Here is a 13505-nt window from a genome sequence, read left to right on the forward strand (position 1 = left end):
CAATGTAGTAAATATGAATATCCCAGTATTGTCACTTGAATACGAAGCACAAGCCTACCGAGATCTAGGTCGAGAAGATAAAGCGGCAACGCTTTTCAATCACTTAAGGAACCTATAGCATTAAGCTCCCTCGATATGATTTAATTTCCTCACGCAAGCTCGTGTATTCGCAGGATTTCATCCCTATAAGATTCGGTAGAAGAATAAAGAGAGTCAGGGCGTGCTATGTTGAGTCGTTAGAAGGCGTGCGGGAATAGAGGTGGGGGTAGCCTCACCCAATTAATTCCAAATGTTGCACGTATACTCCACAGAGCCCTTAGCGATTTTCGCTCCCATGTCTCAACGGGTCCAATGCCCTCTCATTCCTTCGTTACACCTATCTAAGGGGGGGAGGTCGGTCTTTCTAACGGAACGGGTCTGTGCCCTTTTGCGCAACGTATCCCGATACTCCGTGCTTTCTTTGTAATCCTGCGAATATGCCAACTTGCGTGAGCAGTGTTATTGGTTTTAAGCTGCTAGTACAAAGACTTTATCTGGTTTGTAAGCTTCCTCACTACGTGCCAGACCTACTAAAAGTCGAGCCAATTTTCCACATACCTTCATAATTGATTTCATTCTTTTCAGCTTTTTTACCTGAACATTATGTTGATGCAAAGCCTTGAATTCTTTGTTAGTCATAACCATGCACATCGTGATTAGGTAGAGGAAATGTCGCAGGCGTGGGCGTCCTCGTTTACTGAGCGTCATCTGGCCCTTCCATTTCCCAGAGCTTGCCTCAGTCAGATTAAGGCCTGCGTGACGCAGTAGTGCGTTTCCATGGATATAACCGCTGAGATCACCTGACTCCCCTAAAACGCGCGTGTGTTGCCTGGATAGAACCAACGGATTTTTTGGCAAGATCGATGAGCAACTTAGCCCTTCGTACACCTGAGTGTCGTTTCATGGACTTTTTCCATTCCGCAATGACATCGGTAGGCTCTAATTTACTTAGATCGGCAGGGAGAGGAAACAACCGAAGAGTCACCAATGCACTTTTGCAAGTTAAGATTTTAAAGACTTGTCTAAGTTCAGGGAACACAATGTCGACCCAGCGGTGGATTTGATTCACGGCACTTACAAGTCGCTTAACAACGGTCTCTCGATTTGCCATAAGGACTCGCAGCTCTTCGTATTGTGCGGAATGAAAACGGATAGGGGAATAGTAGCCGTTTTTCACCATGTCTGCAATGACAAGAGCATCCTTTTTGTCACTTTTAGATCGTGTATTGTCGCGGTTTTCTTTGTTCTTCTTGACTAGGTGAGGATTTACGAGTACAGCTTCAATCTTGGTGTCTTTAAGCCAATGTGCAAGGTTAAGCCAGTAATGTCCTGTTGGCTCCATGCCAACGATTATTTGGGTGAGCTTGTACGATGATAGCAAGTCTCGGATCCAGCGATCGAGAGATCGGAAGCCACCTTCATCATTACTAAATTCCAATGGATTACCCAAAGCAATTCCGCGGAAATTAACCGCTCTAGCAACGTGGTTCTCTTGAGCGATATCTACACCGACAACAAGGTGATTGGCGGTAATGTTTTCAATGAGTTGATTTTGTTTATCTTGTGCTTTAAACTTCATAGTAGAGCGACCTCCTGGTGTGGGATTTTAAGGGCTTTAGACCCGTTGCATACTCCCATCATACAGAGGCGCTCTTTTGTATTCAAACTCCAAATTAATCGTTCCACAGGAATTCTAACGGAGAACGTTAGCTCCATAACTACACCACGAGGCTGCCGCGGGCCTCGTTAAGCTAAAGGGCAGGATAGAGTGGTACACCTCCCCTAAGTACAGTTAGATAAAATAATTTAACCCTTACCGTTTCGTGTTATAATTTGGAAATATTAGAGCTTAGCTGAGAGAAGATAAGGAGAGAAAGGTGAGAAGAGGAGCATGGCAGAAATAGTTATTCAAGAGTTTAATGATTGGAGTGCACTTTAAATTATAGAGATGGATTGTTCTCCATTACCAAAAGAAAGAGATTCAATCTATCTCAATTTTTATCGGGCAGACTGAGGAGTCTGTTCGACGGATTGTTTTTTTGACGAATCATTATTCAAGAGGAGTCTCGCATCATGACATCTGATGAAAAGCTTTTCCCAATCCCGCACTATCACGACTTGTCCAGATATTGCCGGATGCTGACCGGAACGCCATGGGACGGCGATGATATTTTGCAAGAAACGATATTCAAAGTTTTGAAATCGGTCCCATCTGCCAAAACGTCACAATTGCCAAAAGCGTAATTATTCCGTGTCGCAACGAATGCGTGGATCGATGTATGCCGCAAAAAGAAATACGCCACCGAGCAATACGATGAAGAACTGCACTTGACTGATAGCGAACAGTTTCCGCTCGACATCGGGGAAGCCGTAGAAAAGCTGGTCCACTGCCTGCAGCCCAAAAGCGCGGCCATCGTGCTGCTTGTGGACGTGTTCCAATTTACAACGCGGGAAACGGTGGATATGCTGGGCGATACGAACGATGGCGCCGTGAAAACGGCGCTTCGTCGCGCTCGGGAGAAACTGGCTAGATTGGCCCGCGAAGACGAAAACGAACGTAGCTCATCTGCATCCCCAGCGCATATCCGGAGGCTGATCGCAGATTTTACCGAAGCATTCCGCAGGCAGGATCCGTTCGCTATTATAGAGGCTTATAAGTCTCTTTCCGGTGCCGGCATTCAAGTTGAGCGGCGAATGGCCGCGTCGCGAATATTTTTCACGTTTACGGATCCCGATGGGAACGTTATGCAGATATCCGTCTAATAAAATTTTTTTAGAGTATGTTTCTTTTCGGCGTATATTTTCGTTTACATATCGAGTTCCATAATCCAGGGAGGAAGTTGGGGTGAGGCAGATTCAGGACATAAAGTTTAATGGAAAAGTCGTATTTTGGCAGCATGTTAAAGACGTTCAGCGCGCAAAAGCATGGTACATCGAAGTGCTGGGCATGGAGTTCGAGGATCAAATATCGGAGGATTTATTGGTGCTGAGAATTACGCCCGGTGTAGACACCAAGAAAGTAGCGCTTAAAAAATCGTCGAAAGAAAATCCGAAAACGCATGCAATGCTCGACTTCCGGGTCGAAAATATCGAAACGGCACACCGGACTTTACTGGCGAAAGGTGTGGAAGTAAGCGAAATACGGGAAGTATCGGATTATCGGCGCGATATTCAGCTATGCGACCCGGACGGTCACGTTATTTTGCTACACGAAGCGGTCGTTCAGAGGAGGTTGCAGCCTTTACACGGCGAATAAGGAGATGAGGGACATGAGAGGTTTCACTTTGCTGAGCGATACGATATTTTGGCAGCATGTGTTCGATGTCGAACGCGCGCTTAAGTGGTATACGGCTGTCTTAGGATTAACGCGGGACGAGAAACAATCATATGAAGGCGTTCATATGCTCAGCGTGCCGCTGCAGGACCACGTCAAGATCGCGCTGACCCGTTCGGGGTTTGAAAATCCGCGGACACACGGCATTCTCGATATCCAGACTAGCGATGTTCTCGAAGCGCATCGGGTGTTGAAGATTAAGGGAGCCGATGTGGAAAAGGTTCAAAATCCCGCGGGGAACTATCACGAGTTTCATGTGCGCGATCCGGAAGGATATATGATTAAAATTCATGGATTCATAAAAAATGAGGAACTGAAGAATAACCAGATGAATGCGGAGACGACAGTACCGAGAGCAAAAGTATACCAGTCCAAAGACAGTATCCATATCCCGGTCGGAGTGGATCTGAAAGCGGCGGCAGAGTGGTATATGACATGTTTAGAGCTTCAAGGCCCTTTGCCTTCACTAGACGATGCCAGCTGTACGTTGGCTGCACCGGCAGGGCGCGAGCCGGCAACCGTTACGTTATGGAGGACGGAGCCATCCGTCGGACCGATCCGTATGGAGAGGAGAGCGCGGAACAAAACATTAACGGCTATAACCTTTAACGTCCACGATATTCGCAAGCTGCAGTCCGCGTTACAAGAAACAACAGGGCGACATTATGCTGTTAATGGTAGCTGCGCTCAAGAGTTTCAGCGAATGGAGTTCGAGGATCCGTATTGTAATGCGTTTGCCGCGCTCCAGGAGCCGGACGGCTGGGCCGAAAAGATCGGCAGGAAGAAGGACGCTCCTTTCCTGGACTGGACCCGGATACCGGTGCCGGCTCCATTCGATCGGCTTGTCGAGACAGGTACATGGTATGGAACCTATGTAACCGGTAAGAAAGCATCGATCATGGAGGAAGAAGAGAAGTGCGGCGTTGAAGGCGGAATTCAGCTCGTTTTAACGGACGACGGCAGCCAGCTGCATTTTGAAAGGGACGGAATGACCATCCCCTTCGTTTATATAAGAACGAACGATCTGGCAGCGATGCATCGCCAATTGCTGGAGGGTGGTGCGACGATCGCTAAATACACGCCTAATGGAGCGGATATGATGGGTAAGCTGATTTTCGTCGATCCGAACGATAGTCACGTTGGCGTAGCCCAAGCATAGCGCCTCGCTACTGGGATTGAGTATAAATGTATTGGCTCGACCCTGATAAGACTGCCTGCTCTGCGGGCAGTCTTGTTGTGTTTATTTTGGTTGGATTTTCCGAAGGTTACTGCAATGAATCATAGTTCGCCTCCGCTGTTTTAACATATAATTCCATGTTTGCAAACAGAGGAAACAAGCGTCACGGATTCAGGATATTGATAAAAAAAGACACATACAAGACTTTACTGGATGATATACTTGCTAAAGTAAGCACATTTGAGGAAAGAACTACCAGCGAAGGAGGAGTTCATCAATATTGGAAAACGCTCTGAATTCAAACTTTCAAAACAAACGTAATTTTGATGGGTACAAGCCTCAATACATTCCGAAAGCTTTAAAAGTAATTCAAGGTAATTTTAATGAAGAGTCCAGGGAGGATGAATTATCTATAAGTGAGAATATTGCAAACAACATCCCGTTCAATCAAAGGATAGGGAACTGTTATGTTCACGTTTATGATTTCGAGAAAGCATATCATTTCTATACGAACATCTTGGGCTTAAAGCCTGCTTGGACAAGTAACGATAATAACAAACCTCTTGCCGGATTCAACATGGAGAATGGAACAGGATTTATCATTGTGGGGATGCCTTCAAAAGTCACTCCGCTGCCTTACGCAGCATTTCATTTTCAATGTACCGATGTGGCTGAAGCGCATCGGTATTTAAAAGAAAAGGGTGTGCAAGTAACAGATATTTCAGAAGATGGCCACGGGTTTGAGTTTTGGGATACAGAAGGAAACAAATTACATACTATGGCAATTTAATGAGCTATATCTAACGGGAGACGTTTGAATGATAGCTGCATTACGCAAGCGAGCATTGATATTGAAAAAAAAGGAATTCAAGGCGATAACGGAGTTTAAAAAGATCCTATGTTAGGAGAGATGAATATGAGTATGCAGCAACTCGCTGAAAAGAAGGGACTTTTCGTTACAAACGGCGATATTGTCCTCGGGAACCTGGTACCGGATCCGCATATTGATTCAGAGCTGACGAATGACGGTCTTCAATTTTCGTTTAAAGATCGGTGGGGCTGTGCCAGAACGGCCGACATGGCATTCTCCGTGCCTATGCAAATCAAGGCAGAAGTACGAAGCTCGGTTGCGGATTTTCGTCTTCATGTCGGACCTAATGCATGCATTCGTATTAATGGATTGGACGGTTTCTTGATTTCACGCGATCCCGTTACGAAGGAAGAGAAGGAAGAGACAGCATTGTCCAGGCAGATCGCTTTTAAACCAAATGAATTTGTTAGCATCCAGTGGGACATTCTCCCTGGCTATTCCGTTGTTAAACTCAATGATGAAGAATTAATCCGGATAACCGGAGATTACACCAAATTAACGAATACGGTACATATTAGCTCGTACAAAGATGTGAGTGTTACTGTTAAATCATTGGATATACAGCGTCTCTCCAAAGGGATTATGGGAGAATACCGTACTGTCCAGGTGCCTGACCTGAGAAGTATTGGCTCAGTCTTTATTGAAGTAAAGGATTCGACGGTAGCCAGTGAATGGTATGCCACTAAGCTTGGTTTAACTGCCGCCTATTTAGGAAACGGATTGGGCACAGCCCGGCCTATCCAGCATGGAGTAGGGATTACTATGCTCGGCGATCCAGGACATAATGCAGGAGTGCGGCTTGGTTTTTACACTCCGGACATTAGGAGAACTTATGAGATCATGAAGGAAAATGGAGTGGAAATCGTAGGGGAACTACGCGATCACGGCGATTTTGCAGAATTCAATTTTAAAGATGTAGACGGTAATTTAATGATGGTTTGCTGGTCTCCGGAAAGATAGAATAGAAGCGTAGAACCGTTGACCATCCCTTCAAGTTTACAGCATATGCAAAAGCTGGCTGTATGCTTTTAGTACTAACAGGAGAAAAAACCATATCGTTAACCTAACGGGTACGATAGTGTGGCCGCAAGGACAGCTCCTCTTTGATGTTCATTGAAGTAACGGGAGTTATCTAGAACCGTATGAGATTAATCTTGCAGTCCTAATACCTAACAAATACTGGGATTAATGGTACGTGGAAGAGAGTATAACACTAGCTTAGTTTCGTTAGAACTTACTGAATCAAAGCAAATTATTCGAGTAATAAAGTGATTTTTGAGAAAAAACCACTCTCATTTTGGGAGTGGTTTCGTCGTTATATATTAAAATAAACTTTGAAACACTACTTTGTGCTTAGATACATTACGGTGAACCGAATCATAAGTAGCTGCAAGTTTTTTAAGAACAAAGCATCCATAATAAACTCGAACCGATGGTCATGTCACACTCCAGCATGCTGCACCGTCTTTAAGGTGTAACAGGATCACGGGAGTGAGGAGGAATGAAGTTAACCATGAGCGAGCAGTACGGAAAAGCGGATGTTTGCATTCCAAACGAGAACTTGGCACTGTCGCAGGCATTTGAAACGCAACGTCCTCGTCTACTGCGGGTAGCCTATTCGATTGTCGGTTCCGTGGCCGAAGCGGAGGACTGCGTGCAGGAAGCATGGATGAGGCTGCAACGTATGAAGGAACCGGCAGGGATCCGCGATCTGTCGGCATTCCTGACGACGACCGTAGGCCGACTGGCTCTCGATGCGCTGGACAGAGTACGCACACGCCGGGAGCAGTATGTCGGCACGTGGCTGCCCGAGCCGCTGGTTGAAGATGTCAGCGCGGGGGATCCCCACGAACGCGTTGCGCTGGACGAATCGGTCAGCATGGCGCTGATGGTGGTGCTCGAGCGATTGACCACGGCGGAGCGGACCGCTTTTCTGTTGCATGACGTGTTCGGGCTTTCCTTCGAGGAAATCGCCGTTGTCGTGGGTCGCTCGTCTGCCGCTGTTCGCCAGCTCGCCTCCCGCGCGCGTCAGCATGTCGAAAGCGGTCGACCGCGATTCGCGCCAACGGAGGAGGAGCAGCGCGCGATCGTCAGCGCATTCGCGGCCGCTTGTCAGGAAGGCGACCTGGAAGGGCTCGCACGCCTGCTCGATCCCCAGGTGGTATGGCGCAGCGACGGCGGGGGCAAGGTCCGTGCATTACCGCGCATTACCCAAGGGACGGAGGCCCTGGCGCTTGGATTTCTCGCGTATACGAAGCAGGCTACTCTGGGGGTCAGGGTGGCTCTCGTCAACGGCGCGCCGGGCTTGGTCTTGCGCGATTCCGGCGGCGTTATAACGGTGGTGTCCATCACGATCGATAACAAACGAATCGTGGCGGTTGACGTCATTCGCAATCCGGATAAATTGACAACGGTCCGGTTTCCGGACGAAGCGTCAGATTGTCGATAGAAAGCTTATTCCATAAGGATAAGAGGTTAACGATGACTACGCAGTCCGCCTTCTCATCCGTTCCAGTGGAGCAGCCGTTTAGATCAAAACATATCGACCCGGTCATGGCAGTTGTCGTGGGCACGATTATGGTCATTCTCGACAGCACGGTCGTCAACGTTGCGATGCCGAACTTGATTGAATACTTCGATACTTCGGTATCTACCATGCATGCAATAGTCGTTCACGGCATACCTCTTGCGCTTTCCGCAGTCAACACCGCTGAACAATATTTGCCCAAATTCGAGCAAAAGTCGGTGCCTGCCCTGGACGTAATCGGCATGGTGTTGCCCCGATCACCTTCGCATCGCTTGCCTATGCCGTAAGTGAAGACGGCAAAGACTGGGGCTCCACGAAAACGGTCACGGGCCTGATCGTCGGATGCGTTGCTTTGATCTTGTTCATGATCACCGAGCTCCGCCACAGGCAGCCACTCTTGGAACGCCGTCGCAGGCGCCGTGCTTGCATTGATCTTGTAAGCTTAGAGTCGAGCAGGGGATGAGCAAGCCAATAATCAGGCTAACGCCATATCAATGGGACATTTATGTAGATGCGAGTCTGCTACTCGATTAACGGTCTTGAAGTTCAAAACGATTTTGTGGGAGCTGATAGGTATGAGTACAAGTTTGATTCCGTTCTTGGAAATGAACGGCAACGCGAATGAGGCGATCGATTTTTACGAGAAAGCTCTGGATGCTAAGGTGGTTTCTAAGCGGCTCGGCGATGTGCCCGGAAATCCGAAATCCCTGCTGACACCTGAGCAGAAAAATAGGGTGAGCTTCGCCGTCTTGAAAATCGGCGAGTCGGAGTTGCAACTTACCGATCATTTTACCGGCAGCAGCTACCAAAAGGGAACGTTAATGACTCTCGTTGTCCAGACCCCCGACAAAGAGAAAGCTGAGCAATATTTCGAAGCACTGAAAGAGGGCGGTCATGTGAACGAGCCGCTGCAGGCTAGCTTCTTCAGCCCCGCCTACGGGATTGTAACGGACAAATTCGGCGTTACATTCCGGATACTCGCCAAAGGGCGTCAGTGATCAATGCTTTAGTTCCCGCTATTGTACACTAGTAAGTGATCTAATGGTTCCAACTCGACAAGCAGCGATTCATATAACCAGGCCCTCCGGACTTGTCCGGCGGGCTTGCTGCTTTTCCCCAGCCCCCGATGGGGGCTTTACTTATGGCTTCCGTTCACTTAAAAAGCGTCCACTGAATCTGCCGGAATAAGATCCTTTAGCATTTTTCGCCGATAGGCCCGTTAAGCTGAACCATATGGTAAAGCAGAAAGTTGAACTCCCTGTTTTATTAACTGATATATGGAGATGATATTTTTCGAATGGGAGGCATTGGAGTTTGCAAGTGTCCGGCGACACAGTCATGAGTGCTTTTAGATCCCCGTCAATCGGTTTTTTTTATTTCAAAGCACCTATGTTTGTGTCGCGAGGCCACGACACAAACATAGGTGCTTAATCGTTTTGCGACACAAACATATGCGCATAATCGCGGTGATAGTAAAGGTTGAATTTGTAATGTATTGTTCAAATGGCCATTAAGCTAAAGGGCAGGATAGTTATGGAAGTCTCGGTGGTTCTGTGTGTTACCTGTATTGGTGGGAGTATAGGTTTCGTTATACCGGTAGCAGCAGTTTTGCTATTCTTAGAATTTGCAATTCAAGTAAAGAAAGGACAGGGGCGCCCGCCCTGTCCATTCTTAATAGATGAGGATAAACGAGTGATGAGTTTACGGTTCGATCAAGGTTTACAGATCAACTCTCAAGGTGCCCAGCATCTTGGCCAATTTCGGATCGTTGTACGATAAGAAAAGGCTTTCCCGTGTATCGAGGGCGGAAATTTGTTCGACATCGTCCGCGCTCAACTCAAAATCGAAAATGTCGAAGTTTTCGACGATCCGCTCTTTGCGCACCGATTTTGGAATAGCAACGACTTCACGCTGAACAAGCCAGCGCAACACGACCTGGGCGACGGACTTGTTGTGTTTTTCCGCGATCGAGGTCAGCACTTCGTTGCCGAACATGTTGTTAAGTCCTTCAGCGAATGGCGCCCACGACTGGTGCTGCACTCCCTGCTCTTTCATAAAAGCGGCGCTCTCAATCTGCTGGTAGAACGGGTGCGTTTCGATCTGGTTGACTGCGGGCACGATTTCGTTATGCACGATGAGGTCCATCAAACGGTCGGGCAGGAAGTTGCTGACACCGATCGCCTTGATCTTGCCTTCGCGGTACAGGTCTTCCATCGCACGCCAAGCGCCATAGTAATCGCCGAACGGCTGGTGAATAAGGTATAGATCGAGATAGTCGAGCTGTAGCTTCTTCAAGGATTTGGCAAACGCCAACTTAGCACTCTCGTAGCTGGCATCCTGAACCCAGAGCTTGGTCGTGATGAACAGCTCCTCACGCGGTACGCCGCTGCGCTTGATCGCGCGTCCGACCGCTTCCTCGTTCAGATAACCGGCGGCGGTGTCGATCAGGCGGTAACCGGCCATCAGCGCTTCATATACCGCGTTCTCGCATTCTTCAGCATCGGGAATTTGGTAGACACCGAAGCCGATGATCGGCATTTTCACACCGTTGTTCAATGTTACGGTTTGCATTGTAACTCCTCCCAGTGTTCAAATGTTAACAGCAAACGGCGCGTTCCAGGGAATCGGGCATTGCAGCGGGGATTCCTCTTACGGCTGATTTGCAATACAATAAGCTTAGAGCCTTCGTGTTACACGAAGTCAAGGCGTCTTCAAAAAATTATTTTCCAAGGAGGAGTTCACATGCATACGGTCAAAGAAGCCGCCGAGATAACGGGACTCACCGAGCACGCCGTGCGCTTTTACACGGATAAAGGCTTGGTACCAAGCGTACTGCGCAATCAAAACAACATTCGGATGTTCGACGAAGAATCAATCAACTGGCTGCATGGCGTCAAATGCCTCAAGCAATCCGGGATGCCGATTGAAGTCATTAAAAAGTACGTCGATCTCTGTCTCGAAGGGGATTTGACCATTCCGCAACGCTGCGCACTCATGATGGAGCATAAAGAAGCGGCGCTCGTTAAGCTCGAAGAAGCCAAACAGCACGTTGCCCATTTGGAACAAAAAATCGCCCTATATCAGGCCATTCTGGAGCACCGCTCTCCAGACACGACCAATCCCAGCAATTGGGACAAAATTCAGCATATGCATTGTGACGTATTTTACTCGCCATCTGTTCGTAAGGCGTGAGTGATATTCGTGAGCACATCAACCGCTCTGAAGAAAACCTTCGGTTTAAAACTCCTGATTGGCTTGGCAATGAACAAGATCCACAACAGTATAAATTGAACTAACGAGGAACGATAGTGAGGAGCTACCGCGAGGCAGATCCTCTTTCATGTGATTGAATTAACAAGGCAGAATAATGTAGACTCGGTCTTTCACGGTCTACGTGCATTCTCTCCAACGGCTAGTTTATATAGAAAAAGCGGCCTTAGGCCGCATCGGATTTTTTGAATCGGCAAATCAGTTTGACTGTTGAGTTACAAGAATGAAGGTTACACCGAACTTATCTGTAACAGTACCAAATGCCGGGCTAAAAGGAACCTTTTCAAGAGGAGCGATTACCTTACCACCATCCTTCAAGGCATCGAAAATTCGAATCGTTTTTTCCACGTCACTTATCGAGATATTGAGGGCCACAACTGCATTAACGGAAGGGGCCAAACCGGGAGTTTCCTCTTTGTCGCCACCTGTAACTCCGTTAGTAACATGTTGGTTTGGTGCATCAAATAACATGAGTTCGCTCTCTTCGATTCTAAGGAGTGCATTAGACACGCGTTCCTTTAAACCATCTGGACAAGGCATTGGCATCTCACCGTACGTCTGGACATGAAGAACACGTGCTTCGAGTACTTTTTCATAAAAGTGAATTGCATCTCTCGCGTTACCGTCCATCACGATGCAAGGGGTTAAATTTTTGGGCAAAATTGCTCATCTCCTTCGATACCATTTTTATCAGTGTATCACAAAAAAAGATTACTGATTTCTTTCTGATTGCTCAATTTGTCCCTCTCAACTCAAATCATTAAACTAAAGGAGAACGATAGCTTAATAAACAACTGAGTCGCGGCTGCCGGCATCTATCGGTTACGCTAACGGGCAGCAGGATAATGGAATGGTTGTCAGAAAGGGGAAGAATTTATTGGGACAAAATGTGAGGGGCATTAGCTTTCTGATCCCAAACGAATACGGTAAATGGCTAGTTAATATTCTGAAGCCGATTGATTTCAAGAAATACAATTGGTCTATTGGATCAGGAGAGGAATACAAATATCAAGATAACGACTTAATACGGTTATTTCCAGATGACGTAAGTATACTCAGGGGCGCTGAACTATTTAAAATCATTGATACTGCTGAACCCCAATATATAATTTTTGCTGACCTAAAGGCTTTCCCTATAGGCACTAATTCATTTGATATCAATACCTACGAAGATTTTCTAGCAAGCGACTGCGAACTAATATTGTTAATTGTGGATTCAGTCTACACGTCAATTTATTGTAAAGATCTTAAAACCTTGAGTCAATTGTACGCTAATGTAGCAACGCTCAAGGTTGACTCATTGACATATATAACAGATGAGAATGACTTTAGAAATACCTTAAGAGTGTGGTAAGATCAGTTCTCCACAATTTAGGATTGTGCTAACGGGTTACGATAGTGAAACGACTTTAATTGGAGCAGGCGCTGCAGCGACCTGCTCTTGATCGTTGAAGTAACGGGCAGGATAGCGCAGAAATGAGTATCTATTTTGTGTTAGTATGAAGTGGAAAGTTTACCAGGAGGAGGAGGTAAATTGACTGCGCCAATTGAATTGGACGGAGCAAAAGTTTTACTCTATACAGATAATAAAAGCAGTAATGACTTTGGTTACGTTTATTATCAAGAAGATGAAAAAACAGTTGTTATAACTGCTCTGGCAGTAGCCCAATACGAAGGAAGCGAAGGTTATTATCTTTTTTCGTGTGACCAAGAATGGAATGTAGTTGGAGACACTTTACACTACTCACTACAAGAAGCCAAAGATTATGCTACCAAATCAAATGCTTCGTTCATAAAGTGGAATGCCACAAATGGTTACGCTAACGGAGAACGATAGCGCGGCGATGGAACCGATCCATCGTCTTTTTGTTTATGCTGAATTTCTCAGGACAGGTTAGTAATGATCTCTAGAAAGAAATGTCGAACAAACGTTCTTTACCTGTATACTGAATAAGGATATAATTAACAATAATTTTTAATGTATATGGGGGATTAGTATGGGTGTTAAAGAAGTACTGAACTATGGAAAGACAATCGAAGAATTATCGAGGTTTAAAGGGCTGCACGAACATCGTTTTCTCGAACCAATTAATGAAGGCAAATGGTCTGTTAAAGAAATAATTGGTCATCTATTTTATTGGGATAAGTTCATCCTGGAGACGGATTAACCCCCTGAGTTTGGACACAAGCTCACTCTTACTCATCTAGGCTTAGTTTTTCAAGTTATACACGTACTTCTTTAATTGGGATCGGTTTAATCCGGTTCTGATGGTAGAATTGGTCTGGT

The 13505-nt window shown here is 46.4% G+C and carries 15 protein-coding genes and 1 pseudogene; 13 read left to right on the plus strand and 3 right to left on the minus strand.

Annotated elements, in window-relative coordinates; translation table 11 throughout:
• Positions 1-507: 507 nt before the first annotated feature.
• A pseudogene (locus ACFQI7_RS36945) lies at positions 508-1618 on the minus strand (IS110 family transposase).
• A gap of 494 nt (positions 1619-2112) precedes the next feature.
• Between ACFQI7_RS36945 and ACFQI7_RS36950 the strand changes: the two are divergent.
• The 9 genes from ACFQI7_RS36950 (at position 2113) to ACFQI7_RS36990 (ending at position 8946) form a co-directional block, all read left to right on the plus strand.
• Positions 2113-2283 (plus strand): sigma factor, encoded by a 171-nt coding sequence (locus ACFQI7_RS36950; RefSeq protein WP_218103131.1) that lies wholly within the window; start codon positions 2113-2115, stop codon positions 2281-2283.
• A gap of 84 nt (positions 2284-2367) precedes the next feature.
• Positions 2368-2802 carry a sigma factor-like helix-turn-helix DNA-binding protein gene (locus ACFQI7_RS36955; RefSeq protein WP_218103132.1) on the plus strand — a complete coding sequence of 145 codons (435 nt, stop codon included), beginning with the start codon at positions 2368-2370 and terminating at the stop codon, positions 2800-2802.
• A gap of 82 nt (positions 2803-2884) precedes the next feature.
• Positions 2885-3295, plus strand: coding sequence for a VOC family protein (locus tag ACFQI7_RS36960; protein ID WP_218103133.1), 411 nt, complete (start codon positions 2885-2887; stop codon positions 3293-3295).
• A gap of 13 nt (positions 3296-3308) precedes the next feature.
• Positions 3309-4532 (plus strand): VOC family protein, encoded by a 1224-nt coding sequence (locus tag ACFQI7_RS36965; protein WP_218103134.1) that lies wholly within the window; start codon positions 3309-3311, stop codon positions 4530-4532.
• 298 nt (positions 4533-4830) lie between these two features.
• The gene (locus ACFQI7_RS36970; RefSeq protein ID WP_218103135.1) at positions 4831-5340 is read left to right on the plus strand and encodes a VOC family protein; all 510 of its coding nucleotides are present in this window, start codon (positions 4831-4833) and stop codon (positions 5338-5340) included.
• A 126-nt stretch (positions 5341-5466) separates the two neighbouring features.
• Positions 5467-6381: a VOC family protein gene (locus tag ACFQI7_RS36975; RefSeq protein WP_218103136.1), complete on the plus strand. Its 915-nt coding sequence runs from the start codon at positions 5467-5469 to the stop codon at positions 6379-6381.
• A gap of 541 nt (positions 6382-6922) precedes the next feature.
• Positions 6923-7870 (plus strand): RNA polymerase sigma factor SigJ, encoded by a 948-nt coding sequence (gene sigJ / locus ACFQI7_RS36980; RefSeq protein WP_218103137.1) that lies wholly within the window; start codon positions 6923-6925, stop codon positions 7868-7870.
• 32 nt (positions 7871-7902) lie between these two features.
• A complete protein-coding gene (locus ACFQI7_RS36985; protein ID WP_218103138.1) occupies positions 7903-8235 on the plus strand; it encodes a hypothetical protein in 333 nt (110 codons plus the stop codon).
• Positions 8236-8523: 288 nt separating this feature from the next.
• Positions 8524-8946 carry a VOC family protein gene (locus tag ACFQI7_RS36990; protein WP_218103139.1) on the plus strand — a complete coding sequence of 141 codons (423 nt, stop codon included), beginning with the start codon at positions 8524-8526 and terminating at the stop codon, positions 8944-8946.
• Between the two features lie 721 nt (positions 8947-9667).
• Here the strand turns inward: ACFQI7_RS36990 and ACFQI7_RS36995 are convergent.
• Positions 9668-10519 carry an aldo/keto reductase gene (locus ACFQI7_RS36995; protein ID WP_218103140.1) on the minus strand — a complete coding sequence of 284 codons (852 nt, stop codon included), beginning with the start codon at positions 10517-10519 and terminating at the stop codon, positions 9668-9670.
• Positions 10520-10690: 171 nt separating this feature from the next.
• Here ACFQI7_RS36995 and ACFQI7_RS37000 point away from each other — a divergent pair, with 171 nt between their 5' ends.
• Positions 10691-11140: a MerR family transcriptional regulator gene (locus tag ACFQI7_RS37000; RefSeq protein WP_218103141.1), complete on the plus strand. Its 450-nt coding sequence runs from the start codon at positions 10691-10693 to the stop codon at positions 11138-11140.
• A 276-nt stretch (positions 11141-11416) separates the two neighbouring features.
• Here the strand turns inward: ACFQI7_RS37000 and ACFQI7_RS37005 are convergent, their stop codons facing one another.
• Positions 11417-11878 carry a VOC family protein gene (locus ACFQI7_RS37005; protein ID WP_218103142.1) on the minus strand — a complete coding sequence of 154 codons (462 nt, stop codon included), beginning with the start codon at positions 11876-11878 and terminating at the stop codon, positions 11417-11419.
• A gap of 190 nt (positions 11879-12068) precedes the next feature.
• Here ACFQI7_RS37005 and ACFQI7_RS37010 point away from each other — a divergent pair, with 190 nt between their 5' ends.
• The 3 genes from ACFQI7_RS37010 to ACFQI7_RS37020 all read left to right on the plus strand — a co-directional run bounded on the left by ACFQI7_RS37010 (position 12069) and on the right by ACFQI7_RS37020 (position 13386).
• Positions 12069-12572, plus strand: a complete 504-nt coding sequence (locus tag ACFQI7_RS37010; RefSeq protein ID WP_218103143.1) for a DUF2691 family protein — start codon at positions 12069-12071, stop codon at positions 12570-12572.
• A gap of 180 nt (positions 12573-12752) precedes the next feature.
• Positions 12753-13055, plus strand: coding sequence for a hypothetical protein (locus ACFQI7_RS37015; protein ID WP_218103144.1), 303 nt, complete (start codon positions 12753-12755; stop codon positions 13053-13055).
• Positions 13056-13215: 160 nt separating this feature from the next.
• Positions 13216-13386 carry a hypothetical protein gene (locus ACFQI7_RS37020; protein ID WP_377518563.1) on the plus strand — a complete coding sequence of 57 codons (171 nt, stop codon included), beginning with the start codon at positions 13216-13218 and terminating at the stop codon, positions 13384-13386.
• Positions 13387-13505 lie beyond the last annotated feature (119 nt).

It is taken from the genome of Paenibacillus allorhizosphaerae, from assembly GCF_042659105.1.
Lineage (GTDB): Bacteria > Bacillota > Bacilli > Paenibacillales > NBRC-103111 > Paenibacillus_G > Paenibacillus_G allorhizosphaerae.